We start from the raw sequence: 23,005 nt of genomic DNA on the forward strand, positions 1-23,005 counted from the left end.
CCTTCGTACGTACGGGACTCAGGCCCCCCAGGTACGGGCGCGCAGCGGCATCCCGGAGTCGCCGCCCACCGGGGTCCGGACCGCCAGCACCTGGTTGACGCCGATGCGGTTGCGCTCGAAGGCGAGGGCACAGGCCGCCATGTAGAGCCGCCAGACGCGGGCGCGGGCGGGCCCGGCCAGTCGCGTCGCCCGTGCCCAGTCGGCCTCCAGGTTGGCCACCCAGCGGCGCAGGGTGAGCCCGTAGTGCTCGCGGATCGCCTCCACGTCGCGCACCTCGAACCCGGCGCGCTCCAGCTGCCCGACGGTACTGCCGAGGGGGGCGAGTTCACCGTCGGGGAAGACATAGGCGTCGATGAACCCGTCGACGCTGTACGACGACTCGTCGCGCTGCGGCCGCCGCCCGATCTGGTGGTTGAGCAGCCGCCCGCCGGGCTTCAGGAGGCGGTACAGGTCCTCGGCGTACTCCAGGTACCTCTCGGCGCCCACGTGTTCGGCCATGCCGACGGAGGCGATGGCGTGGTAGGGCCCGTCGGGGACGTCGCGGTAGTCCTGCACCCGGATCTCGACCCGGTCGGTCAGCCCCTCGCCGGCGACGCGCTTACGGGCGTACGCGGCCTGCTCGTGCGACAGCGTGACGCCGACGACGCCGACGCCGTACTCGCGGGCGGCGTGGATGGCCAGGGAGCCCCAGCCGCAGCCGACGTCGAGCAGTCGCTGACCGGGGGTCAGGGCGAGCTTGCGGCAGATGAGTTCGAGCTTGTCGCGCTGGGCTTCCTCAAGGGTGGCGCCGGGGGCGGGCCAGTAGGCGCACGAGTAGACCATCGACGGGCCGAGGACGATCTCGTAGAAGTCGTTGCCGACGTCGTAGTGGTGGCTGATGGCGCGTCGGTCGCTGCGCTTGGTGTGCAGATGGGTGCGGGCCCTGCGGACCTCCTCGCGGGGCGGGGCGGGCGGCAACGGGAGCCCGGCGACCTTCACCAGGCCGCGGGCGGCGGCACGCGCCTCGGGGTCGCGCACCATCTGCAGCAGGCTCCTGGCGTCCTCCCCGCGCTCCCACACGAGCTCCGACATCAGGTCGAGGGCGGCGTAGAGATCCCCCTCGATGTCCAGGTCCCCGGCGACCCAGGCACGGGCCAGCCCCAGCTCCCCCGGCTTGAACAGGAGCCGCCGTACGGCCCGCCGATTCCGCACGACCAGCGCCGGCGCGCCCGGCGGCCCCGCCTGCGAACCGTCCCAGGCGCGGATGCGCACCGGGAGCGGGACCCCCAGCAACTGTTCGACGAGGCTCTTCAGCCGCAGCGCGGCGTCGGCCATGGTGCACACCTCCGTGACAACGATCCCGGAATGTCCAACACCACGTATAAACAAAAAGGGGTGCCTGCACAGTCCCCCGTGCGCGTTACATATTCAGCCTGCCGGTCTTGTCCGGCCCGGGCCGGACACATCCGGCCCGTCCGGCGTTGGAGGACGAGGCAGTTCAGGCCGGAGCGGGGGCGTGGGGGCGGCAGCCTCCAGAAACGCCGAAGGACCTCCCGCACCACGGATGGCGGAAGGTCCTTCGGATGGTTCAGCGACCGGAACCGGTCAGGAGGCCTTGGCCTCGGTCTTCTCCTTGGGCGCGGCAGCGACCGGCGCCGGCTTCGCCGCCTCGTAGAACTCCTCGCGAGGGTGCTCCATCGCACCGAGGGAGACGACCTCGCGCTTGAGGAACATGCCGAGGGTCCAGTCGGCGAAGACGCGCACCTTGCGGTTCCAGGTCGGCATGGCCAGACCGTGGTAGCCGCGGTGCATGTACCAGGCGAGACGGCCCTTGAGCTTGATCTTCATCTTGCCCATGACGATCATCGCGACGCCCTTGTGCAGGCCGAGACCCGCGACGGCGCCCTTGTTGCCGTGGCTGTAGTCCTTCTGCGGGAAGCCCCGCATACCGGAGATCACGTTGTCGCCGAGGACCTTGGCCTGGCGCAGCGCGTGCTGGGCGTTCGGCGGGCACCAGGCGTTCTCGTTGCCCGCCTTGCGGCCGACGAGGTCCGGGACCTGGGCGTTGTCGCCGGCGGCCCAGATGTAGTCGGTGCCCTGGACCTGGAGGGTCGGGGCGCAGTCGACGTGACCGCGGGGGCCGAGCGGCAGGCCGTAGCGGGACAGGACCGGGTTCGGCTTGACGCCGGCGGTCCACACGATGGTGTTGGAGTCGACCTCAAGGCCGTTCTTCAGCACGACGTGGCCGTCGACGCAGGAGTCCATCGAGGTGGAGAGGTAGATCTCCACGCCGCGGCTCTCCAGGTGCTCCTTGCCGTAGGCGCCCAGCTTGGGGCCGACCTCGGGCAGGATCTTGTCGGCGGCGTCGACGAGGATGAAGCGCATGTCCTCGCGGGACACGTTGTTGTAGTACTTGGCCGCGTCGCGGGCCAGGTCCTCGACCTCACCGATGGTCTCCGCGCCCGCGAAGCCACCGCCGACGAAGACGAAGGTGAGCGCCTTGCGGCGGATCTCCTCGTCGTTCGTGGAGTCGGCCTTGTCGAGCTGCTCGAGGACGTGGTTGCGCAGGCCGATGGCCTCCTCGATGCCCTTCATACCGATGCCCTGCTCGGCGAGGCCGGGGATCGGGAAGGTGCGGGAGACCGCGCCGAGCGCGATCACCAGGTAGTCGAAGGGCAGCTCGTACGCCTCGCCGACCAGCGGCGAGATCGTGGCGACCTTGCGGTCCTGGTCGATGGTGGTGACCCGGCCGGTGAGAACCTCCGCCTTCGGCAGCACGCGTCGCAGCGGGACGACGACGTGGCGCGGGGAGATGTTGCCGGCGGCGGCTTCGGGGAGGAAGGGCTGGTAGGTCATGTACGACCGGGGGTCGACGACCGTGACGGTCGCCTCTCCGTAGCGCATCTTCTTGAGGATGCGCCGAGCTGCGTACAGGCCTACGTACCCACCGCCTACTACGAGGATCCTGGGACGCTCCGTGGTGCTCATGCCATCGAGTATCCACCTGCCCCAGGGGGGTCGCTCGTGCGCCCCTTCACAAGCTCTTGCAGGGGATGTGTTATCCTCCGCGACTCGCTGTCGCGGGCCGACTCGCGGCGAGGGCCTCACGGGTCGGTACGTCCCGTTGTCAATGCCGCGTGAGCTGCCTCTCCGTGTCACCGGAGGTGTCGTGAGCCCTCCGCAACACCCCTTCGTGAGCGGACTCCAACGAAGCTTCTCATACCCCTTCTGAACACGTTCAAGGGCCTGTCGGGCCCCCGGACGGCCCAACCGGGCCGTTTTCGTGCTTCCACCGGGCGGAATTCCTTGTGAAGAACTTCACGAACTTTCCTGACGGCGTGTCGCCGAGAGGCCCCGAAAGGCCCCACGGGCACGCTCATACGCTATCCGACCTGCTCGTCCGAGAGCTACCGATCAGTAACAATCGAGACCTACGCCACGGCCCGACGAGCGGGGGCGAAAAGCCGTCTCCATGACTTCTCCAACAAAGACCACAAGTCGTTCACACCGCTATAAGCTCCCGCTGCCACGTACAACAAGGGGGAGGAACTCCTATGCGCGCACGTCTTGCTGCCTCGGCGATCACCGTCGCCCTCGCCGGCGTCCTCATCAGCGCACCGACCGCTTCCGCGGCGACTCTGCCGTCCACCAACACGTCCCACCACTGCGTCAGTCACACCACCGGCGTGTGCGGCTGGACGCACCACCAGCGGCCGAGGGACAAGTACGAGACGGCGAAGTGCAAGGACGCCACCCTGTCCTACTCGCGGCACTCGCAGGGCACCTGTTCGCACCACCACGGCGTCCGGTACTGGTTCAAGTAGGCCGCCACCGGACGTCAGACGCCTTCGGCCGCCTCGAAGGCGATCCCGTCGAGGATCGCTCGCGAACAGTACTCCCCGAACCGGGACATGTGTACACGCGAATGCGTACACTCATGTCATGACTGAGAACACCGTGACCGTGCGGGAGGCCCGCGCGCACCTCGCCGACCACATCAACCGGGCCGAGGAAGGCGTTCCGACCATCATCACGCGCAACGGCGCCCCGGTGGCCGCCGTGGTCCCGATCGCCGACTTCGAAGCGCTGGAGGAAGCGGCCGACGTCATGCTGGCGCGCGAGGCCGAAGCGGTCCTGGCCGAGGGCGGCCCCACCGTGACGATGGCGGAACTGCTGGCCGACCTGTTCACCGAGCAGGACGGCAACGCGGCGTGAAGTACGCCTTCCGGTTCACCACGGCGGCGCACCGGCAGCTCCGGGCCATCAGCCGGCCCGACGCCATGCGCATCCTGACCGCGCTGACCGCGCTCGGTGACGACCCGTACCGCGAGGACGCCGACGTCAAGAAGCTCACCGGCCCGTCCGGGCTCTACCGGCTCCGGGTCGGAAGCTTCCGGGTCGCCTACCAGATCAACGACGGTGAACTCGTCATCCTCGTCGTCAAGGTGGGCGACCGGCGGGACGTGTACCGCAGCCTGTAGGCGGTCAGACCAAAGACCACGCGATCCCGTCGAGGATGTCGTGCTCACTGACCACGACCTCCTCGGCGCCGATCCGCTCCATGATCGACAGCAGTACGAGGGCTCCCGCGGCGATCACGTCGACGCGCCCCGGGTGCATGGAGGGGACGGCCGCGCGGTCGGCGTGGCTGGAGCGCAGCAGCCACTCGGTGATCTCGCGGACCTTGGCGCGGGAGATCCGGGAGTGGTGGATGCGCTCCGAGTCGTACTCGGGCAGCTCCTGCGCGATCGCCGACACGGTCGTGACCGACCCCGCGAGTCCGACCAGCGTGCGCGCCTCGCGCAGCGGGACCGTCTCCTGCGCGAGGTCGAGGGCGCGCTCGATGTCGGCCCGCATGGCCGCGATCTGCTCACCGGTCGGCGGGTCGGTGACCTTGCCGTTCCGGACGAGGTGCCGCTCGGTCATCCGCACGCATCCGACGTCGACGGAGCGCGCCGCCCGCACATGGTCGTCGCCCACGACGAACTCGGTCGAGCCGCCGCCGATGTCGACCACCAGGTAAGGGCGGTCGAGGTCGTCACGCCCCTTCAGTTCCTCGGTCGCGCCCGTGAAGGAGAACTCGGCCTCCTGCTCGCCGGAGATGACCTCGGGCTCGACACCCAGGATGTCCACGACGCCCCGTACGAACTCCTCGCGGTTCGAGGCGTCCCGGGAGGCCGAGGTGGCCACGAACCGCACCTTCTCGGCGCCCAGTTCGCGGATCACCTCCGCGAAGTCGCGGCAGGCCGCGAAGGTCCGCTCCAGCGCCTCGGGGGCCAGCCGCCCGGTCCGGTCCACGTCCTGTCCGAGCCGCACGATGGTCATGCGCCGGTCGAGCTCCAGCAGTTCACCGGTGGCCGGGCTGACGTCCGCGACCAAGAGCCGGATGGAGTTCGTGCCGCAGTCGACGGCGGCGACCCGGCTGAAGCCGGCGGGGACGAGAGGGGCGTACGCGAAGAAGCCGCTGCGGACCTCGGTGGGATCGGTGACCTCGCCCTCCTCGCCGGGGTGCTCGTCCGCCGGGTCGGGGGCCGCGAGCGGCTTGAAGGCGAAGTGGCCCGTGCCGCCCTCGGAGACGTCCGTCTGCCATCCCTCGCCGGCCGGCGGACCGCAGGGCGTCACGCACGGTCCCTTCAGCCACCACTCCGGGAGCATCCCGATCGCCTCGTCGCCGAGCGGGTTGACGCCCGGGCCCGCGGCCAGCGAGTGGCCCACCAGCACGTGCAGGCACTTCACCCGGTCGGGCATGCCGCCCGCGCTCGGGAAGCCCTCCAGGACCTCGATGGCGTCACGGCGCGCGATGTAGTCCTCATGCGCGGCGCGGTACGCGGCGGCGAGTTCCGGGTCGGTCGCCAGCCGCTCCGTCATCTCCTTCATGACGCCGTTCGCCTCCAGCGTGCCGATCGCCGAGGCGGCACGGGGGCACGTCAGGTAGTACGTCGTCGGGAAGGGCGTGCCGTCCGGCAGGCGAGGGGCCGTCTCCACGACGTCCGGCTGCCCGCAGGGGCAGCGGTGCGCGATCGCACGCAGGCCGCGCGGCGGTCGCCCGAGCTGCTGCTTGAATGCCTCGACGTCGGCGTCGGTGGGCTCGGTGCGCGGGGTGGGCGGCGGGGGCGTTTCCATGCCTGAACTGAATTCCTCTGTCGGTATCACTGGTCGGAAGGCCTGATCACTGGTCGGAGGCGTCCGACTTGTCGACCCCGTCCCAGACGTTCGTGTACCAGGGGCGGTGGCCCGCTCCCTGCTCGAAGCGCGACTGCCTGGCCGTGCTCGGGTCGATCACGACGTAACTGGTCTCCCCGGGCAGCACATAGTGCAGCCGCAGCCGGATCTGCTGCTCGGCGTACTCGTCGTCCTGCCAGCGCGCCTTCAGGTCGCGCAGTTGCTCGACCCGCGCCCTGGCCTGCTCCCTCTGCCGCTGGAGATCGGCGATCTGGGAGCGCTGGGAGACGTACTGCCTTATGGGGTACGCGAGGGCCACCACCATCGAGCACAGCACCAGGGCGAGCAGCGCCGCCCGGCCGGTCAGCCGGGACCTGCGGGCCTGCCGCTTGGTCTGGGAGCGGTAGACCCGGGCCGCCGTCTGCTCGCCGAGCAGCCTGATCCTGGTCGCGGTGGAGAACCGGTCCCGGTCCTTCACGGCCATGTTCCCCGCCTCCCGTCATACGTGCGTACGTCCCCGCACACGGTACGGGACCGGTACGGGGACGTACGTACGACTGGCTAGGACTTAGCCCAGGTTGGGTCAGCCCATGAGCCTTTGCTCAGCCCTTGAAGCGGGGGAACGCGCTGCGGCCCGCGTACTCCGCGGCGTCGTCGAGGATCTCCTCGATGCGCAGCAGCTGGTTGTACTTGGCGACGCGGTCCGAGCGGGCCGGGGCGCCGGTCTTGATCTGGCCGCAGTTCACCGCGACGGCGAGGTCGGCGATGGTGACGTCCTCGGTCTCGCCGGAGCGGTGGGACATCATGCACTTGAAGCCGTTGCGCTGGGCCATCTCGACGGCGTCCAGCGTCTCGGTCAGCGAGCCGATCTGGTTCACCTTGACGAGCAGGGCGTTGGCGGAGCCCTCCTCGATGCCGCGGGCCAGGCGCTCAGGGTTGGTGACGAAGAGGTCGTCGCCGACGATCTGGACCTTGTCGCCCAGCTTGTCGGTGATGACCTTCCAGCCGGCCCAGTCGTCCTCGAACAGCGGGTCCTCGATGGAGACGAGCGGGTAGGCCGCCACGAGCTCCTCGTAGTACTCGGTCATCTCGGCGGCCGAGCGGGACTTGCCCTCGAACTCGTACTTGCCGTCCTTGTAGAACTCGGACGCGGCGACGTCGAGCGCGAGCGCGATCTGCTCGCCGGGGACGTAGCCGGCCTGCTTGATGGCCTCGATGATGAGGTCGAGCGCGGCGCGGTTGGACTCCAGGTTCGGGGCGAAGCCGCCCTCGTCGCCGAGGCCGGTGGACAGGCCCTTGGTCTTCAGCACCTTCTTGAGGGTGTGGTACACCTCGGCGCCCCAGCGCAGGGCCTCGGAGAAGGACTCCGCGCCGATCGGGGCGATCATGAACTCCTGGATGTCCACGTTGGAGTCGGCGTGCGAGCCGCCGTTCAGGATGTTCATCATCGGCACCGGAAGCAGGTGCGCGTTCGGGCCGCCCAGGTAGCGGAAGAGCGGGAGGTCGCTGGCCTCGGAGGCGGCGTGGGCGACGGCGAGGGAGACGCCGAGGATGGCGTTGGCGCCGAGGGAGCCCTTGTTGTCGGTGGCGTCCAGGTCGAACATGGCCTGGTCGATCAGGCGCTGCTCGGTGGCGTCGTAGCCGACCAGCTCCGGGCCGATCTGCTCGATGACGGCGAGGACGGCCTTCTCGACACCCTTGCCCTGGTAGCGGTTGGGGTCACCGTCGCGCAGCTCGATGGCCTCGAAGGCGCCCGTGGAGGCGCCGGACGGGACGGCGGCACGACCCGTGCTGCCGTCGTCGAGGCCGACCTCGACCTCGACCGTGGGGTTGCCTCGGGAGTCCAGGATTTCCCGGGCTACGACGACGTCGATGGACGGCACGAGCATCTCCTTCTTGGATGTGACACGGCTACGGCAGTAGCGCGGTGACTCTGCGGGACGAGCCTAACCGCCTGGGGCCGATCGGCCACGCTGCCGACCACCCCTTGGGCAGAACCGAGAGTAAATTGTTTCCGAACGGAACAAAGAGCGGGGGCAAAAAAGAACCCCGCCCCGGTGCGTACGGGGGAACACGCACCGGAGCGGGGAGCCCGTGGGGGACGGGGGTGGCCCTCACGTGCCCTCCACGATGGGGGACACGGCTGTGAGGGCGCTGTGGTCCAGCCTGCCGTCAGCCCTGTGTCACTTCAGGTGCAGCTGCTGGCCCGGGTAGATGAGGTTGGCGTCCTCGACGATGTCCTTGTTCAGCTTGAACAGCTTCTGCCAGCCGCCCTTTACGCCGTGCTTCTCGGCGATCGAGCTGAGGGTGTCGCCCTTGACGACCTTGTACTCGCCGTCGCCCTTCTTGACCTTCTTGCCGGTCGGGGTGGTGACGGTCTTCGTGCTCTTCTGGGTCTTGGTGCTCTCGGTCTTCGCGGCCGGGCGCTCGGCGGAGCGGGAGGCGGCCTGCGAGTCGGTGGAGCGGGAGGTGTTCGACGAGGGGGCGCTGCCGTTGTAGGCGGCGCCGGACAGGCCCGTGCCGCAGACCGGCCAGGCACCCTTGCCCTGCGCGGCGAGGACCTTCTCGGCGACGGCTATCTGCGCGGACTTGCTGGCCTGGTTGGCCTGCGCGGCGTACTGCGTGCCGCCGTACGCGGCCCAGGTGGAGGCGGAGAACTGCAGGCCGCCGTAGTAGCCGTTCCCGGTGTTGATGGCCCAGTTGCCGCCGGACTCGCACTGGGCGACCGTGTCCCACTCGGAGGCGGTGGCGGCGGAGGCGTTGCCGGCCGCCATCAGCGGAGCGGCGATGGCGACACCGGTCACGCCGGCCAGCGCGGCGGCGCGGGTGGCCTTGGACGGACGACGGTGCTTGCCCTTACCGGAAAACAGCATGGTTCGATCCCCTCACCGACGCCTGCGAGGTGAGCTGTCGGGTTCGGGCCGGTTGAGTTGCCCGGCCGTGCCCTCGCTTCCACGAGACACGGCTACACCCCTAGCCGTCCGTCAACTGCCCGGGCCGGCGCCTACCTTGGGTCCCCCGCTCCTGCCTACGGCGCTTGACGCGACGACTGTTCCCGTACGGCCGCTGGCAGGATTCGGCGTTGCGGCAGCCGGGGCTCGTGTTGACGAGCGGTGACGACGGTAGACACGCGATCCGTCGAATTTCAAAGACGATCAGGGCTTCTGAGACTCATCCCACACTTTCACCAAACCGGACATTCAGTGGCGAAGCGTGACGTGAACTCCCGTTGTTTTTCGCCCTATTCGGTACCGAGTTTCAGGGTCTGACCGGCGAAGATGTGGTTCGGGTCGGTGCCGATGGCGTTCTTGTTCTCGGAATAGAGCGCCCGCCACCCGCCGTCCAGGCCAAGGGAGTCGGCGATGGAGGCGAGGGTGTCTCCGGCGCGGACCGTGTACGCGTCCGCCGTGCGGCTGTCAGTCTTGGTCTTCGCCTTGGTCTTGTCGGCGGCTTCGTCGGCGTTGGCGCCGCGGTGGCGGCCGGTGCCGGTCGGACTGGTGTCGACGAGGCTCCAAGAGCCCAGCGCCTGCCCGGAATTGTCCGAGTCGTCACTCTTCGCGTTATCTGTGGGCGAGCTGTCGCCGCCCTGAGTGTTGCCCGTGGCCTTCCCGGACGGGGAGGTGGACGGTGAGGCGGATGTGCCGGATTCGGTGGAGTTGTCCGTCGCGCTCGCGGAAGTCGATGGGGAGGCACTGGAAGAGGAGCCGGAGGACGAATCCGACGAAGAGGACCCATCGGAAGTGTTGCTCGACGAGCCGGACGACGAGTTGGACAGGCCGGTGGAGTCGGACGCCCCGGACGAATCAGACGAGCCGGACGAACCGGAACCACCGCCCAGCACACCCGTGTCGACGTCGGCCGATCCCGAGCTCTTGGTCAGTCCGGAGGTCAGTCCGCAGGTGTGGAAGGCGCCGACGCCCTGGTCGTCCAGGAGCTTCTCGGCGACGGCTATCTGCTGGTTGCGGCTGGCCAGGTCGGCGCTGGGGGCGTAGTCGAGGCCGCCGTACTTCTCCCAGTTCTCCTGGGTCAACTTGAGGCCGCCGTAGAACCCGTTGCCGCTGTTCTCGCTCCAGGAGCCGCCGGTCTCGCACTGCGCCACCTTGTCCCACGTGGTGCCGTCGGCGGCGCTGGCGCCACCCGCGGCGAAGAGCGGGATCGCGATGGCGGAGCCGGTCACTCCGGCGGCGACGAGGAGAGCCGGAGCCTGACGGGGGCGACGGTGTCGACCGTTCCCGGAGAGCATGCGGAGGCCTTTCGCGAGACAGCAGTGACCGCGCGGCGCATGACACCGACAGGCGTTCGATACCACCGCGCTGGTCCGTGAAGGTAGCCGCTGCCGATCACTTGTCACAAGTTAATGCCGCGTAGATCACGTGAAGATCACAGGCTTGAACGCGCGTCATCTTTGACCGGTTCGCTGCGGCGGCGCATTCACCGGCAAGCTCCCGATACGGTCGTCCCGTGAACGTCCCGAACACCGCTCCCGAACTCTTCACCTGGGAATTCGCCGGCGACCCGTATCCGGCCTACGCCTGGTTGCGCGAGCACTCCCCCGTCCACTGGACGACACTTCCCAGCGGCGTCGAGGCATGGCTGGTGACCCGCTACGCCGACGCCCGTCAGGCGCTCGCGGACGGGCGGCTCTCGAAGAACCCCGAGCATCATGCCGAGGACGCGCAGGGCAAGAGCAGGACGGGGATCCCGGGTGAGCGCAGCGCCAATCTGATGACGCATCTGCTCAATATCGACCCGCCGGACCACACCCGGCTGCGCCGCCTCGTCTCCAAGGCGTTCACCCCGCGCCGGGTGGCCGAATTCACGCCGCGTGTGCAGGAGTTGACGGACGATCTCATCGACCGGTTCGCGCCGCACGGTGAGGCCGATCTCATCCACGACTTCGCGTTCCCCCTCCCCATCTATGCGATCTGCGATCTGCTCGGCGTCCCGCGCGAGGATCAGGACGACTTCCGCGACTGGGCGGGGATGATGATCCGGCACGGCGGCGGCCCGCGGGGCGGCGTCGCCCGCTCGGTGAAGAAGATCCGCGGCTATCTCGCCGAACTCATCCACCGCAAACGGGGCGACCTCGGCGACGACCTGATCTCGGGCCTCATCCGCGCCTCCGACCACGGCGAGCACCTCACCGAGAACGAGGCCGCCGCGATGTGCTTCGTACTTCTCTTCGCAGGCTTCGAGACCACCATCAACCTGATCGGCAATGGGACATATGCGCTTTTGCGCAATCCCGGGCAGCGACAGCGGCTCCAGGAGTCCATCGGGCGCGGCGAGACCGCCCTGCTGGACACCGGTATAGAGGAGCTGCTCCGCTACGACGGCCCCGTGGAACTGGCCACCTGGCGCTTCGCCACCGAGCCGCTCACCATCGGCGGGCAGCGCATCGCCACCGGGGACCCCGTCCTGGTCGTCCTGGCCGCGGCGGACCGCGACCCGGCACGCTTCTCGGAGCCCGACACGCTCGATCTCACCCGCCGGGACAACCAGCACCTCGGATACGGCCACGGCATCCACTACTGCCTCGGCGCTCCGCTGGCCCGACTCGAGGGCCGCACCGCCCTGGAGACCCTGCTGCGCCGCCTGCCCGACCTGGAGCTCGCCGCCGACCCGGCCGATCTGCGCTGGCGGGGCGGGCTCATCATGCGCGGACTACGGGACCTGCCCGTGCGGTTCACCGCCACCTGACCGGCTCAGGCCCTCCGTCTCCTTGATCGCGTCCCGGTAGGCCCGGGCCGCCGCCCGCAGCGCGGCCTCCGGGTCCACGCCCGCTGCCTCGGCGCGCACCGCCAGCGCCAGCAACTCGTAACCGAGGCCCTCGGCCTGGGGCAGCGGCACCTGTAGGCCCGCGGTCCGCACCCGCGACCCGAGCTTCGCCGCGAGGGCCAGGCCCGGCTGGCCGAGGGGAATGCCGTCGGTCACCGACTCCCGCTGCTTCTCCACGGCCTTCGTGCGCAGCCAGTGCTCCTTGACCTCCTCCGGCGTCGTCGCCGTCTCGTCGCCGAAGACATGCGGATGGCGGTGGATGAGTTTCGCGACGATGCCGGCCGCCACGTCGTCGATCGAGAACGGCTCGTCCGGGTGCTCCTCCGCGATGCGGGCGTGGAAGACGACCTGGAGCAGCACGTCGCCCAGTTCCTCGCGCAGTTCGTCGCGGTCGCCCTCCTCGATCGCCTCGACGAGTTCGTACGCCTCCTCGATGCCGTACTTCGCCAGGCCCTTGTGGGTCTGCTGGGACGACCACGGGCACTCGGCGCGGATGCGGTCCATGACCTGGACGAGGTCGAGGAGGCGGGCGCCCGGGAGGTCGTAGGAGGCGGGGAGCAGCTCCAGGTCCGGCATCCGCACGCGTCCGGAGCCGGCCAGGCGGGCCAGGCCGTCGGTCAGGGCCGGCTCGCCCTCACCGGTCGCGACCACGACGACCGTACGGCCGCCCGCGCACGCGTCGACCAGCTCCTCGGCGGCGGGGGCCGCCTCGTCGACCGGTATCCCCGCCTCCCGCAGATACGGCAGCTGCGGGTGGGCGCCGTCCGCGCACAGCACGCGGTCGGCGGCGCGCACGGCCTGCCAGGCGGGCCAGGACAGCAGGCCGGGCGCGACGCGGTGGCTGGTGGTGAGCAGGACGATGCGGCCGGGAGCCTGTTCGGAGCTGGTTGCGTTCACGATCCGAACGTAACGCACGCCACCGACAGCCCCGGAGGTTGTCCACAGGTTGTGCTCTCCAGCCCCAGGGCCGCCGTCCACAGGGCGGCCGGCCCTCGAAGACCGTTACGCCGTCTGCTGCGTCCCGTTCGCCGTGACCTCTCGTACCCACGGGGTCTTCGCGTCGACGCGGCTGCTCTTCTGGACGTCCCAGGTGCCGTAGCGCGGGTTGAGGTCGACGTGGAGTTCCTTGGACGCCTTGGTCAGGGCGTTCCAGAAGGCCGGCTTGCTGGTGTCGGCGCCGAGGGCCTGGGCCAGCTTCTGGGCCTCGAGCTGGAGGCGCAGGTTGTCGTCGAGGCGCTGCGGGGCGACTCCGTACTGCTGGAGCCAGGCCGTCTGCAGTGCCTTGGAGCCGCCGACCTGCTGCTCCAGGCCGGTGCGCATCTGCTGGACCTCCTTGGGCGTGACGCTCACGCCCGCGTCCCGGGCGGCCCGGCGCAGCACCTGTTCGATGACCATCCCGTGCAGGGTGTCGCGGGTGAGGCCGGCCGTCTGCGAGACGGCCTGCTTGTACTGCGTGTCGTCCTTCACCGCCGCCCGCTGTGCCGTGCGCACCTCGTTCACCCGGTTCTCCAGCTGCGCCACGGTGATCCGCTGACCGCCGACGACGGCTGCGGCACCGGGGTGCGCGTCGCTTCCGCAGGCGGTGAGCAGGGGGGCCGCGGCGGCGATCGCGGCGGTGAGGACGAGCGCGGTGCGACGGCGGCGGTGCAAGGTAGCCTCCCGAGGAGATTGTGCGACGGTGCACAAGGTCTTGCGGTGATCGATGGTAGGCAGTGGGTCGGCTGTGGCCAACCCATTCGACCAACGATTCACCACGACTTCGGGCACCGCCGCGTCCCTCGCCGCCTGCACGCGCGTACCGGGGTCAGCCGGTGATGGCCACCGGGGCGTCCCACGCGTCACGGTCCACGGTGATCGTGTAGCCGTTCCGCGTCTCCTTGCTGTTGACCAGGTACTGGTGACCGCGGCTGTGGTTCGTGTACTGGGTGGCGCCGAACGGCCAGTCCGTGGCTGTGGTGTTCTGCTTGTCCCACAGGGCGTACCAGAGGTTGCCCGGCAGATCGGTCTTGTCGGTGGCGTTCGCGATCGCCTTGGCGCTGGAGCTGGTGAAGCCGTAGTAGCCCGCGCGGTACACCTTGGCGCGCAGTTCCTTGTCGAAGGCGCGTACGTAGGTGAGCACGGCGTTGTTGCACGACGTGTTCGTGATGTCGTACGACTCCATGTCCAGGTAGATCGGGCTGCCGGCCTTCATGCCGAGCGCGGCGGACTTGGCGACGGCGTCGTCCGCGTCCGTCCTGCCGAGGGAGGCCGCGGTGGTGGCGGTCAGCTTCTCGGGGCTGGAGCCCGACTGGCAGGGCGGCTGGGCGCCGACGTAGAGCGGGATGAGCTTCCAGCCGACCGTGCTGACCGACTTCACCCAGGAGGCGGTCAGGTTGGGCTGGGAGCAGCCGCGGTTCCTGCCGCCGACGTAGACGGCGGCGGCTCCGTAGAGGCCGCCGTGCCATGCCTTCATCGCGGAGAGGGAGGGCGCGGCGCAGGTGTCGAAGGCGCGTCCGGTGTACGTCTTCTGCGCGGGCCAGGCGGTGGCGGCCATGGAGCTCTGCGCGGCGAGACCGGCTCCCGCGACCACGGCGGCACCGGCGACGGCCCAGGTGACGTATCTGCGCTTCTTGGACTGCCGATGGCCTGCCATGTGTACCCCACCCCTGGTTGCGCGTCGCGTGTGTCGTGCGTCGCGTGTTGTGCGTTGTCTGGTTCTGCGTCGCCTGGCGTAAAACGAACGGCAACCTATCCGGCGCCGGTCATGCGTTCGGGAAACGTAAGCCCTCAAAGATCACAAGAATCCCTCACGGCTCGGTAAAAACTAGCCGCGCACCTGCCCCAACCACCCCAGAGTGCGGCGGATTTCGGCCGCGAGCGGGTGGCCCGGGCCGCGCAGCCGGTCCACGTCGAGCAGCAGCCGGGCGAGCGTGTCGTGGGCGGCGGTGCGGTCGCCGAGGGCGAGCAGGAGCAGGCCGATGCGGCGGCGGACGTCGTGGGCGAGCTCGGGGTCGCCGGCCACGTACTGGTTCTCGTAGTACGGCAGCAGCGCGCGGTACTCGGCGAGCGCCGCCGCCGGTTCACCGAGGGACTCCAGGCACTGGGCGGCCTCGTAGCGGAAGCGGAGCGAATGCGGGTCCGCCTGGCCCGCCTCGGCGGCGCGTTCGTCGGCGAGGCGGCGCAGTTCGGGCAGTGCGCGCCGGTACTGGCCGTCGTCCATGAGGGTGGCCGCGTACTGCTTGCGCAGGGTGCGGACGACCGGGGAGTGCTCGCCGTGCTGTTCGGCGGCGGCGGGCAGGATCGCGCCGAGGATGTCGACGGCCTGGGTGATGCGGCCCTCGCCGAGGAGCCGCTTGACCTCGTCGACGGCGCGCGCGACGTCGGGCTTCTCGGCCGCGGTCGGCACGGGCGAGACGGGGGCGGGCTGCGGCGCGGGGGTACGCGCGCGGTCCGGCCACGGGGCGTGCGGGCGCAGGAAGGGGCGCGTGGGGTCGAGGGGTGCCCCGGTGGGCGTCCCGCGCGCGGGCAGCATCAGCGCCAGGTGCTCGTACACGTCCTGCGCGGACGCCGGACGGTGCTGCGGGTCCTTCGCGAGCAGGCGCAGGACGAGGTGTTCGAGCGGCTCGGGAACTTCGGGGCGGATACGGCGTACGGGCACCGGCGGCTCGTACAGGTGCCGGTGCAGCACGCCGAGCGCCGTGGAGCCCGCGAACGGGACGTCGCCGCTGAGGAGTTCGTGCAGCAGCACACCGAGCGCGTACAGGTCGGTGTACGGGCCGACCGCGCCGCCCATGGCCTGCTCGGGCGCCATGTAGGCGGGCGAGCCGATGGGTGTGCCGGTGTGGGTGAGGCGGGTCGTGTCGGCGTCCATGACCGAGGCGACACCGAGGTCGAGGACGGTGACCGTGCCGTCCTGCTTCACCATCACGTTGCGCGGCTTGAGGTCGCGGTGGACGATCGGCACGGCGTGCACGGCGCTCAGCACGGCGCACAGCTGGGCTGCGACCGCGACCGCCCACTGCCAGGGGTACGGGTCGTGCTCGGCGAGGTGGTCGGAGAGGTCGGCGCCGTCGACGTACTGCATGACGAGGAACAGCTCCTCGCCCTCGCTGCCCGCGTCGTGCACGGTGACCAGACCGGGGTGGTCGACCTGCGCGGTCACCCGGCACTCGCGCACGAACCGGCGGCGCAGTTCGTCGGCCTCCTGCCCGGCCACCTTGTCGGGGCGCAGCAGCTTCACCGCCACACGCCGGTCGAGCCTTTGGTCGTACGCCGTCCAGACCTGGCCCATGCCGCCCTGCCCGATGAGCGTCGACAGCGCATAGCGGCCGGCGACGACCCGTCCTGCCGCCACGGTCACCTTCCGCCCTCGTGGTTGCCCTCGGAGTGGCCGGGGTGCTGGCGCAGATAGTCGCTGAGCTCGTCGAGTTCGGCGCGCACCTGGTCGATACGGGCGGGCGCGGGGCGCTGCGGCGGGGGCGGCGGCACGGGTATGGGGGTGTGGTGCCCGGGCGCGGGCGCCACCGGCGTCTGCGGGAGCGTGGCCGCGTACGGCGACGGGGGCTGCGGGTAGCCGTAGCCCGGCGCGCTGGGCTGCTGCCCGGCGTAGGCCTGGTGGGGCCGGTGGAAGTGACGTATGTCCGCGTAGAGGTAGTAGCCGGCGCAGACCACGGCGTTCAGCAGCAGGATGATCATGCCCGTGTTGCCGTTCGGGGTGCTGAAGTCATCGGTGTGGTCGGTGCTCAGGAAGCCGAAGCTGATGCCGAGGACCACCACCGAGGCCGCGAAGATCCACCAGTCGGCGGCCCTGCGGGTCACGATCGCCGCGCGGAGCGTCGCCACCCACGCCAGGAATCCGATGCTGAGGAGCGCCACCGCCACGAAGATCACGCGCAGCAGGACCAGCACCCCGGTCGAGGGTCGACGGGGCGGAGGCGCGGCGTAGCCGTGGCCCTGCATGGCTGCTCCTGGAGGCCTGATGGGGACGGACGTGAGTACCGGCGTGAGTACCGGGTCCGAGCGTATAGGCCGACAAGGACAACGCGTCCCGGGTTGTACCCAACAGTTGTCGCGCTGGTCACGTGCCCCGATCGGGAACGTGTCAGTCCGGTGCGACCGTCCCGTCCGTCAGTCCGTCGTACATCCCGCGTACGAGTTGCTCTCCGAGACGGCCCGTGTGCCTGAGGGCGCGCTCGAAGTCGTCGAGGGCGCGGAAGCGTTCGCCGTAGCGTCGCTGTTCCTCCAGGGGCAGCCGGGGCAGTTGGAGGCGGCGCACGTCGAGGCGGGTGGCGGTGGAGGCGTAGCTGCTGGCCTGGCGGTTGTTGGCGGTGCCGCGCAGGAAGCCGGCGAGGAACCAGGGGTCGAGGGCCGCGGGATCGGGGCGCAGCAGGACGAGGTTGCGCCCGAGGGCGGCGCCCGCGGTCGCGTCGTCGATCACGCGCGACACCGAGCCGCCGCCGAGCACCGGCACGACGACGTCGCCCGGCTGTGTCAGCACGGCGTCCTCGTCGCTCTCGGGAAGGGCTCCGGAGGGGGCGGTCTGGGCGAGGACGTCGTGGTCGGTGAGGACGGGCACGCGCGCGTGGCCGCCGTTTCCGCCGGTACGCAGCACCAGCGCTCCCCCGCGCGCGAGTTCACCGACGGTGGTGAACGGCCAGCGGGGCGCGGGCTGTGCGTGGTCCGCGGGCGGCGGGGTGAGGTCGGCGGTCAGCCGGAGGGTCGCGCCGAGGCGTTCGCGTACGGCGGTCAGCTCGTCTGCGCCGCCGCCCGGGGCCGGCGGCGGAAGGTGGCGGGCCGGGGCGAGGTCGACGTCGTCGTCGAGGAGGTCGATGACGGGCAGGGAGCGGGCCAGGCCGGGGCGTTCGTCGAGCGTCCCGGCCCGGTCGAAGGCGCCCCAGGCGTCGAGCACGGCCTCCCGCACGGCCCGCCAGTCGGGCCCGCCGCGCCCTTCGGTGGCGTACTGCCCGGTGTCGGCGAGCAGCACCTCGGGCTGCGCGGGCGCCTTGTCGGGGCGGCGCAGCACCCACAGGTGGAGCGGGATGTTGTACGGGGGTGCCGCGCCGAGGGGCAGGGCGACGACGGCGCGCAGTGCGCCGCGGCGCAGCAGGTCGGCACGGATGCGGCGGCCGGAGCGGCGGGAGGCGGCGGCGGGTGGCATGAGCAGGACGGCGGTGCCGCCGTCGCGCAGGCGGGCGAGCGCGTGCTGGGCCCAGGCCAGCTCGGATTCGTTGCGGGCCGGGAAGCCGTACTCCCAGCGGGGGTCGTAGGCGAGTTCGTCGTGGCCCCAGTTGCGTTCGTTGAACGGCGGGTGGCACAGGACGGCGTCGGCGCGCAGCTCCGGGTAGGCGTCGGCGCGCAGGGTGTCGCCCGCGGCGCCGCGCACGGTGGCCTGCGTGTGCAGGGCGAGGCGGAGAGCGGTGAGCGCGGCGAGGTCGGGGGCGCTGTCCTGGGCGTAGAGCTCCTGGTCGGGGCGGGGGGCCACGGCGCGCAGTAGGGCGCCGGTGCCGCAGGCGGGGTCCAGGAGGGAGCGGGCGGGGCCCGCCAGGTCGGCCATGAGGCCGGCGAGTTCTGCGGGGGTGAGCGTGTACTGGCGCGGGTTGGCGTCGAGGTGCCGGCCGAGCAGGAACTCGAAGGTCTGGCGGGCACCCGATGCGGCGGCGAGTTCGGCGACACCGCGCAGGAGGGGGGCGGAGGAGAGGAGCTGGGGGCCGGAAGGGGTGTGCACGGCGGGCGGAACCGGGGTGGGGAGGGAGGCGGCGGAGGCGGCGTTCACAGCAGGCGGGGAGTTCACACCTGACGGTCCCCCTCCGGCCGATCCTCTGTGAACACCGAGCCCTCGAACCGCCGCCCCGAAGCGCGGCACGAGGACTTCCTCCAGCGCCCCCGTCAACATCGCCGCCAGCCGTTCGTCCGATCCGGCGCTCGCCTCCAGCCAGACCGTCGGCCGGTCATGGATGAGCAGCAGTGCGCAGCCGGCGTGCGTCAACGCCGTGACCGGGCCCTCGGGGTGCCCGGCGAGCTGTTGCCAGACGCGTTCACGGAGCGGTACCTCGGCGAGTTTGCCCTGCTTGCGCAGCCATCCCTCGACCTCGGCGAGCGCGAAGGACGGGCTCGTCTCGGTGCCGCCGACGGGCTTGGGGAAGTCGGAGTGGCGGCGCCGCCAGTTGCTGACGGCGGCGCGGCCGACGCCGGCCAGCCGGGCGATCCCGGCGGCGGTCACCTCTGTCGCGTTGTCCTGCACCCGCCCGGCTCCCCTCGTTGTCCGCACTGTGACGCCGAGCATACCGACGCACGCAAGATCCATGCATTCACGCCCGTGTACACACTCGGCCCCGTGCATCGTGTTGACTCGGTTCACAAGCTCTGCTCTTATTGACCCAGCGAACACCGTGAACGGCAACCGCCGGAACCACGGCGGTCGCCACATCCGAACGTCCGAGGGGGGACATCGCCATGGGCATGAAGGGCAAGATCGCGCTGGGCGCCGTCGTGGGGGTCGTGGTCATCGGTGCCGTATCGGCGAACGCAGGTGCCAAGGGAAGCGGTTCCGCCTCCGACTCGGGCTCCGGCAAGCGCTCCTCGGCCTCCGCGCAGCACGGCTCCGGGGGCGAGAAGGCGCAGGCCGCCGAGAAGAAGAAGGCCGCGTTCGCCGGGGACGGCGACTTCCAGGTCGGCTCCGACGTCAAGCCCGGTACCTACCGCACCACCGGCAACACCGACGGCATGTGCTACTGGGAGCGCGCCAAGGACGCCAAGGGCGAGACGGACTCGATCCTGGCCAACGACAATGTGAGCGGCACCAGTTACGTGACCGTCAAGGCCACCGACAAGCTCTTCAAGTCGAACGGCTGCAAGGACTGGGAAGCCGTCGACGCCAAGGCGAAGAGCACCCCCGCCGCCAGGATGGCCGGTGACGGCGGGATGTTCAGAGTCGGCTCCGACATCGCCCCCGGCACCTACAGGTCCACCGGCAACAAGGACGACTCCTGCTACTGGGAGCGCGCCAAGGACGCCGATCACTCGCTCCGGTCGGTCATCGCGAACAACAACGTGACCGGCACCGCCGTCGTCACGATCGGCGCCTCGGACGGCTACTTCAAGACCACCGGCTGCGGCGACTGGAAGAAGACGGCCTGACCCGGCCCCTCCCGTGACCGCCGCGGCCCGGGCACCCGGCACGGCGCCGGGTCCCCGGCCGCCCGGGCCCCACCCCGGATCCGGCTGCCCCCCGCCCCCACGCTTACGATGACCGCTCGCCGCCGACCGAGCCGGTTCCACCGGCTCCGACGGGTGGCCCCACACCCCACCCCCCGCGCCCCGGCCGCTTCCGGCCGACGTACGGCACGCCGTGCACTCCCCCGTCAGCACCATCCTCTGAAGGACTGTCATGCGCCTCTCGCCCCGTGTCGCCACCCTGCTCGCCGTCGCGGCACTCCCCTTGGCCCTCACCGCCTGCTCGTCCGGTTCCTCCGGCAACGGGGGCGCGGCTTCCTCCGACAAGGCGGTCGCGGCCAAGGCGAAGGACCCCAACGCCGGTCTGCCCACCGGTACGCAGTTGAAGAAGGCGCTGGCACCCGCGTCGGCCTTCCCCGTCGGGCTCACCCTTGAGGCCGCCGGTTCCACGGACACCGGTGGCACCTTCCTCTCCGCCTCCGGCGAAAGCACCGCGAAGCCGGACTGCACCAAGCTGGAGGCCACGTCCTGGATCCAGGTGAGCGGCTACAAGGGGGGCGTGTCGTTCGCGCAGAACGACTACGCGAACAAGGACAAGACGCAGGAGGTCGCCCAGGAGATCGACACCTTCCAGGGCACCACGGCCGCCGCGGTGATGAAGAAGCTGCGGACCGTCGCCACCGAGTGCGCCACGTTCACGGACACCGACGCGCACGCCAAGGTGAAGCTCGCCGGCAAGTCCACGGCCGGGCTCGGCGACGAGGGCTACTCGATGACGCTGACGAGTGCCACCTGGGAGAACGGCACCTCGCTGATCGCGACCCGGGCCGGGAACTCGGTGATCACCGTGCTGTCCACGGCGGGCGGCGACAACGGCGCCGCGTCCGCGAAGAAGGTGACGACGGCGGTCCTCGCGGCGCTGAAGAAGTAGGCGAGGCACCGACGACGCGGCCCCCGGCCGCTCCGTCCCGGGCTGCAACCGGTGCCGCATCCACACGTTGGGCTCGACGTACACCGCGTATCCCCGCTCCGGTTCGCAGCGCACCGGCACGAGCGCCCCGGGCACCTCGATGTCGCCCTGGTTGTCGAAGGGCAGCCCCGTCCAGCCGCGCCACTGTTCCAGCCGGAGACGGTCATGGAGGCCGGTGCCACCCGTTCGACGGTGGCGCCGGCCCCGGCGTGCACGCGCGGCCACGGGTCGTGGGGCAGCCCGTCGGGCCGTACGCGGTGGGCGTACTCCTCGCTGGGGGTGTGCGGTTCGAGGTGCTTGGCGCTGGGGCGGACCGGGGCGACGGCTTCGGTGAAGCCGTGGGTGCGGGCGTTGTCGCGCATCGCGCAGAGCGTCCTGGCGGACGGGCCGCGGCTCTGGACGTGCGGGGCGACCACGATCGAGATCGCGCAGACCGTGTCGGGGCGCACGCCGCGGCGCAGGTCGGCGAAGGCCCGCACGAGCACCCCGTCCCAGCACCGCGGGCAGTTCGCCGCCGCCCTCCGCGGTGAGCCGGAAGGGCACGCTGTACGCGTGCGCGACGACCTCGCCCCGCTCGTCCTCGGCGAACAGCACGTACTGCGGGAACTCGGCGGGAATCCGCCCGTGGTGGGAGTCGCCCACCGGGGCCTGGGCCGTGAACTGCGGCCGGCTGTCGGGCATGTCCAGCACCGGCCGCAGCATCTCCGGGCGTGCGGCGAGACCCGACACCTTCAGCTCCATGAGGTCACGTGACCCCGGGCACCCCCGTGTCAGTCCGCGTGGAACCTGGCCGGCGCCTCCGTCGGGTTGCCGCCGGACGGGAGTTTCTGCCCCGGGCAGGTCCCGAGCACCTTCTCCATCGCGGCCTTCTCGGCGGCGGTCACCCACAGCCCGTACTTCTTCTTCACCGCCACCTGGGCGGCGACGTACGTGCACCGGTAGGCCTTGTTGGGCGGCACCCAGGTCGCGGTGTCGCCGTCGCCCTTGGAGCGGTTGGTGCTCGCGTCGACGGCGAGCAGGTTGAGCGGGTCGTTGGCGAGGGCTATGCGCTTCCTCGCGTCCCAGTACTTGGCGCCCGTCTGCCAGGCGTCGGAGAGAGCGACCATGTGGTCGATGTCGACCAGGCTGCGGCCACGTTTGTAGGTCACCTTCTGGCCGGAGTACGGGTCCGACTCCAGGACGCCGTACGACACCTTGCAGGTGCCGCCGGTGAACTTCACGTCGCGCAGGTCCCGTTTGAGGATGTCGTCACGGGTGTCGCAGCTGTTGGTGTCGGTGTCCGCCCAGGCGGCGCCGAACCTGTCCCGGGCGTAACCCGTCTTCGGTGCCCTTCCCTTCACGGTCAGCGACTCGGCGGCCGAGAGGGCCGCGCCCCCGCCTCCGGTCTGTGTCGGCCCACCGGCCCCCGTCTTCGTCTCCGCCTTGCATCCGGCCACGGCGAACACCAGCACGACGGCGGCCACAGCCCCGCCCCTAAGACGCCTCACGGTGCGCCCTCCCCTTTGCCTGAGCAGTCCCGCCCCCGCACGGACGGTCTTCCCTCGTACGAGTTTCCGCACACCGTAGCGACAGGGCGCGCGGTGGCACTCGGGAGGTCCAGACCACAACCGGACTAAAGTGGGCGTTCCGCCCTCAACGGCCGTATCGTCGATCCTGAGTCACCTCGGGAAGGAGCTCTGGATGGGCATCTTCGACAGGTTCAAGAGCAACCGCCAGATGCAGGACAAGGCCAAGGACATGTCCGACGCGGCGGAACGCAAGGTCAACGAGAGAACGGGCGACAAGTACGAGAACCAGGTCGACGAGGCCCAGCAGCGCATCGAGGGACAGCTCGGCATGGATCGCGACAGGCCCGAACAGCCGTAAGGCCACGGCCGACGGCCCTGGGGCCACAACGCCAGCCGTCCGCGGAACCCGCCTCCCGCGGACGGCTTCTCATGCCCCTCTTCTTCTGCGGCCCTACGA

21 protein-coding genes, 2 pseudogenes and 1 riboswitch are annotated in these 23,005 nt (G+C 70.6%); of the genes and pseudogenes, 7 read left to right on the forward strand and 16 right to left on the reverse strand.

Annotation, left to right across the window (positions count from 1 at the left end; all coding sequences use genetic code 11):
• Positions 1-18: 18 nt before the first annotated feature.
• Together LJ657_RS17995 and LJ657_RS18000 are read right to left on the reverse strand one after the other, a co-directional pair.
• On the reverse strand, positions 19-1,314 hold the full coding sequence (locus tag LJ657_RS17995; protein WP_232649636.1) for an SAM-dependent methyltransferase: 1,296 nt from the start codon (positions 1,312-1,314) through the stop codon (positions 19-21).
• A gap of 270 nt (positions 1,315-1,584) precedes the next feature.
• A complete protein-coding gene (locus LJ657_RS18000; RefSeq protein WP_232649637.1) occupies positions 1,585-2,967 on the reverse strand; it encodes an NAD(P)/FAD-dependent oxidoreductase in 1,383 nt (460 codons plus the stop codon).
• A 566-nt stretch (positions 2,968-3,533) separates the two neighbouring features.
• On the opposite strand from LJ657_RS18000, the gene LJ657_RS18005 reads away from it, so the two are divergent.
• The 3 genes from LJ657_RS18005 to LJ657_RS18015 all read left to right on the forward strand — a co-directional run bounded on the left by LJ657_RS18005 (position 3,534) and on the right by LJ657_RS18015 (position 4,460).
• Positions 3,534-3,803, forward strand: a complete 270-nt coding sequence (locus tag LJ657_RS18005; protein ID WP_232649638.1) for a DUF3761 domain-containing protein — start codon at positions 3,534-3,536, stop codon at positions 3,801-3,803.
• A gap of 118 nt (positions 3,804-3,921) precedes the next feature.
• The gene (locus LJ657_RS18010; protein ID WP_232649639.1) at positions 3,922-4,194 is read left to right on the forward strand and encodes a type II toxin-antitoxin system Phd/YefM family antitoxin; all 273 of its coding nucleotides are present in this window, start codon (positions 3,922-3,924) and stop codon (positions 4,192-4,194) included.
• Positions 4,191-4,460, forward strand: a complete 270-nt coding sequence (locus tag LJ657_RS18015; RefSeq protein ID WP_232649640.1) for a type II toxin-antitoxin system RelE family toxin — start codon at positions 4,191-4,193, stop codon at positions 4,458-4,460. Before LJ657_RS18010 ends, LJ657_RS18015 begins: the two co-directional genes overlap by 4 nt.
• Before the next feature lie 4 nt (positions 4,461-4,464).
• On the opposite strand, the gene LJ657_RS48620 is transcribed toward LJ657_RS18015, so the two are convergent.
• The 6 genes and pseudogenes from LJ657_RS48620 to LJ657_RS18045 form a co-directional block, all read right to left on the reverse strand.
• A complete protein-coding gene (locus LJ657_RS48620; RefSeq protein WP_232649847.1) occupies positions 4,465-5,367 on the reverse strand; it encodes a Ppx/GppA phosphatase family protein in 903 nt (300 codons plus the stop codon).
• A gap of 333 nt (positions 5,368-5,700) precedes the next feature.
• Positions 5,701-6,102: pseudogene (locus LJ657_RS48625) on the reverse strand (DUF501 domain-containing protein); the annotation flags it as partial.
• A 46-nt stretch (positions 6,103-6,148) separates the two neighbouring features.
• Entirely contained in the window at positions 6,149-6,625 is a 477-nt protein-coding gene (locus LJ657_RS18030; protein ID WP_232649641.1) for an FtsB family cell division protein, read from the reverse strand.
• Between the two features lie 118 nt (positions 6,626-6,743).
• The gene (gene eno / locus LJ657_RS18035) at positions 6,744-8,030 is read right to left on the reverse strand and encodes a phosphopyruvate hydratase (RefSeq protein WP_030941810.1); all 1,287 of its coding nucleotides are present in this window, start codon (positions 8,028-8,030) and stop codon (positions 6,744-6,746) included.
• A 294-nt stretch (positions 8,031-8,324) separates the two neighbouring features.
• The gene (locus LJ657_RS18040) at positions 8,325-9,014 is read right to left on the reverse strand and encodes a LysM peptidoglycan-binding domain-containing protein (protein ID WP_232649642.1); all 690 of its coding nucleotides are present in this window, start codon (positions 9,012-9,014) and stop codon (positions 8,325-8,327) included.
• A 4-nt stretch (positions 9,015-9,018) separates the two neighbouring features.
• Positions 9,019-9,187: riboswitch (cyclic di-AMP (ydaO/yuaA leader) on the reverse strand.
• A gap of 195 nt (positions 9,188-9,382) precedes the next feature.
• Complete coding sequence (locus LJ657_RS18045; protein ID WP_232649643.1) at positions 9,383-10,384, reverse strand: LysM peptidoglycan-binding domain-containing protein; 1,002 nt, start codon at positions 10,382-10,384, stop codon at positions 9,383-9,385.
• A 218-nt stretch (positions 10,385-10,602) separates the two neighbouring features.
• Between LJ657_RS18045 and LJ657_RS18050 the strand changes: the two genes are divergently transcribed.
• Positions 10,603-11,841 (forward strand): cytochrome P450 family protein, encoded by a 1,239-nt coding sequence (locus LJ657_RS18050; protein WP_232649644.1) that lies wholly within the window; start codon positions 10,603-10,605, stop codon positions 11,839-11,841.
• Here LJ657_RS18050 and LJ657_RS18055 read toward each other — a convergent pair.
• From LJ657_RS18055 to LJ657_RS18080, 6 genes are all read right to left on the reverse strand, one after another.
• The gene (locus LJ657_RS18055; RefSeq protein ID WP_232649645.1) at positions 11,806-12,816 is read right to left on the reverse strand and encodes a nucleoside triphosphate pyrophosphohydrolase; all 1,011 of its coding nucleotides are present in this window, start codon (positions 12,814-12,816) and stop codon (positions 11,806-11,808) included. The two genes, LJ657_RS18050 and LJ657_RS18055, sit on opposite strands and share 36 nt — an antisense overlap.
• Before the next feature lie 105 nt (positions 12,817-12,921).
• Positions 12,922-13,569 carry a SurA N-terminal domain-containing protein gene (locus LJ657_RS18060; protein WP_232649646.1) on the reverse strand — a complete coding sequence of 216 codons (648 nt, stop codon included), beginning with the start codon at positions 13,567-13,569 and terminating at the stop codon, positions 12,922-12,924.
• A gap of 154 nt (positions 13,570-13,723) precedes the next feature.
• Positions 13,724-14,551 carry a glycoside hydrolase domain-containing protein gene (locus LJ657_RS18065; RefSeq protein ID WP_232649647.1) on the reverse strand — a complete coding sequence of 276 codons (828 nt, stop codon included), beginning with the start codon at positions 14,549-14,551 and terminating at the stop codon, positions 13,724-13,726.
• A gap of 171 nt (positions 14,552-14,722) precedes the next feature.
• A complete protein-coding gene (locus tag LJ657_RS18070) occupies positions 14,723-16,216 on the reverse strand; it encodes a serine/threonine-protein kinase (protein WP_269786638.1) in 1,494 nt (497 codons plus the stop codon).
• Between the two features lie 38 nt (positions 16,217-16,254).
• Positions 16,255-16,857 (reverse strand): YppG family protein, encoded by a 603-nt coding sequence (locus LJ657_RS18075; protein ID WP_232649648.1) that lies wholly within the window; start codon positions 16,855-16,857, stop codon positions 16,255-16,257.
• 142 nt (positions 16,858-16,999) lie between these two features.
• Positions 17,000-19,138 (reverse strand): N-6 DNA methylase, encoded by a 2,139-nt coding sequence (locus tag LJ657_RS18080; protein ID WP_232649649.1) that lies wholly within the window; start codon positions 19,136-19,138, stop codon positions 17,000-17,002.
• A 212-nt stretch (positions 19,139-19,350) separates the two neighbouring features.
• Between LJ657_RS18080 and LJ657_RS18085 the strand changes: the two genes are divergently transcribed.
• Together LJ657_RS18085 and LJ657_RS18090 are read left to right on the forward strand one after the other, a co-directional pair.
• Entirely contained in the window at positions 19,351-20,034 is a 684-nt protein-coding gene (locus LJ657_RS18085; protein WP_232649650.1) for an Rv1352/Rv1906c domain-containing protein, read from the forward strand.
• A gap of 250 nt (positions 20,035-20,284) precedes the next feature.
• Positions 20,285-21,001, forward strand: a complete 717-nt coding sequence (locus LJ657_RS18090) for a hypothetical protein (protein WP_232649651.1) — start codon at positions 20,285-20,287, stop codon at positions 20,999-21,001.
• A 45-nt stretch (positions 21,002-21,046) separates the two neighbouring features.
• Here the strand turns inward: LJ657_RS18090 and LJ657_RS18095 are convergent.
• Positions 21,047-21,781 (reverse strand): annotated as a pseudogene (locus LJ657_RS18095) (N-acetyltransferase); the annotation flags it as partial.
• A gap of 29 nt (positions 21,782-21,810) precedes the next feature.
• Entirely contained in the window at positions 21,811-22,527 is a 717-nt protein-coding gene (locus LJ657_RS18100) for an HNH endonuclease family protein (protein WP_232649652.1), read from the reverse strand.
• Between the two features lie 193 nt (positions 22,528-22,720).
• Here LJ657_RS18100 and LJ657_RS18105 point away from each other — a divergent pair, with 193 nt between their 5' ends.
• Positions 22,721-22,906, forward strand: a complete 186-nt coding sequence (locus LJ657_RS18105) for an antitoxin (RefSeq protein WP_232649653.1) — start codon at positions 22,721-22,723, stop codon at positions 22,904-22,906.
• The last annotated feature ends 99 nt before the right edge of the window (positions 22,907-23,005 follow it).

It is taken from the genome of Streptomyces guryensis (genome assembly GCF_021261325.1).
Classification (GTDB): Bacteria; Actinomycetota; Actinomycetes; order Streptomycetales; family Streptomycetaceae; genus Streptomyces; species Streptomyces guryensis.

Excerpts from the sequence above, each read along its gene's own strand:
- LJ657_RS18045 (WP_232649643.1), bottom strand. The coding sequence starts at position 10,384 with ATGCTCTCCGGGAACGGTCGACACCGTCGCCCCCGTCAGGCTCCGGCT.
- LJ657_RS18010 (WP_232649639.1), top strand. The coding sequence starts at position 3,922 with ATGACTGAGAACACCGTGACCGTGCGGGAGGCCCGCGCGCACCTCGCC.
- LJ657_RS18065 (WP_232649647.1), bottom strand. The coding sequence starts at position 14,551 with ATGGCAGGCCATCGGCAGTCCAAGAAGCGCAGATACGTCACCTGGGCC.
- LJ657_RS18030 (WP_232649641.1), bottom strand. The coding sequence starts at position 6,625 with ATGGCCGTGAAGGACCGGGACCGGTTCTCCACCGCGACCAGGATCAGG.
- LJ657_RS18105 (WP_232649653.1), top strand. The coding sequence starts at position 22,721 with ATGGGCATCTTCGACAGGTTCAAGAGCAACCGCCAGATGCAGGACAAG.
- eno (WP_030941810.1), bottom strand. The coding sequence starts at position 8,030 with ATGCTCGTGCCGTCCATCGACGTCGTCGTAGCCCGGGAAATCCTGGAC.
- LJ657_RS18040 (WP_232649642.1), bottom strand. The coding sequence starts at position 9,014 with ATGCTGTTTTCCGGTAAGGGCAAGCACCGTCGTCCGTCCAAGGCCACC.
- LJ657_RS18075 (WP_232649648.1), bottom strand. The coding sequence starts at position 16,857 with ATGCAGGGCCACGGCTACGCCGCGCCTCCGCCCCGTCGACCCTCGACC.
- LJ657_RS18085 (WP_232649650.1), top strand. The coding sequence starts at position 19,351 with ATGGGCATGAAGGGCAAGATCGCGCTGGGCGCCGTCGTGGGGGTCGTG.
- LJ657_RS17995 (WP_232649636.1), bottom strand. The coding sequence starts at position 1,314 with ATGGCCGACGCCGCGCTGCGGCTGAAGAGCCTCGTCGAACAGTTGCTG.
- LJ657_RS18090 (WP_232649651.1), top strand. The coding sequence starts at position 20,285 with ATGCGCCTCTCGCCCCGTGTCGCCACCCTGCTCGCCGTCGCGGCACTC.
- LJ657_RS18005 (WP_232649638.1), top strand. The coding sequence starts at position 3,534 with ATGCGCGCACGTCTTGCTGCCTCGGCGATCACCGTCGCCCTCGCCGGC.
- LJ657_RS18000 (WP_232649637.1), bottom strand. The coding sequence starts at position 2,967 with ATGAGCACCACGGAGCGTCCCAGGATCCTCGTAGTAGGCGGTGGGTAC.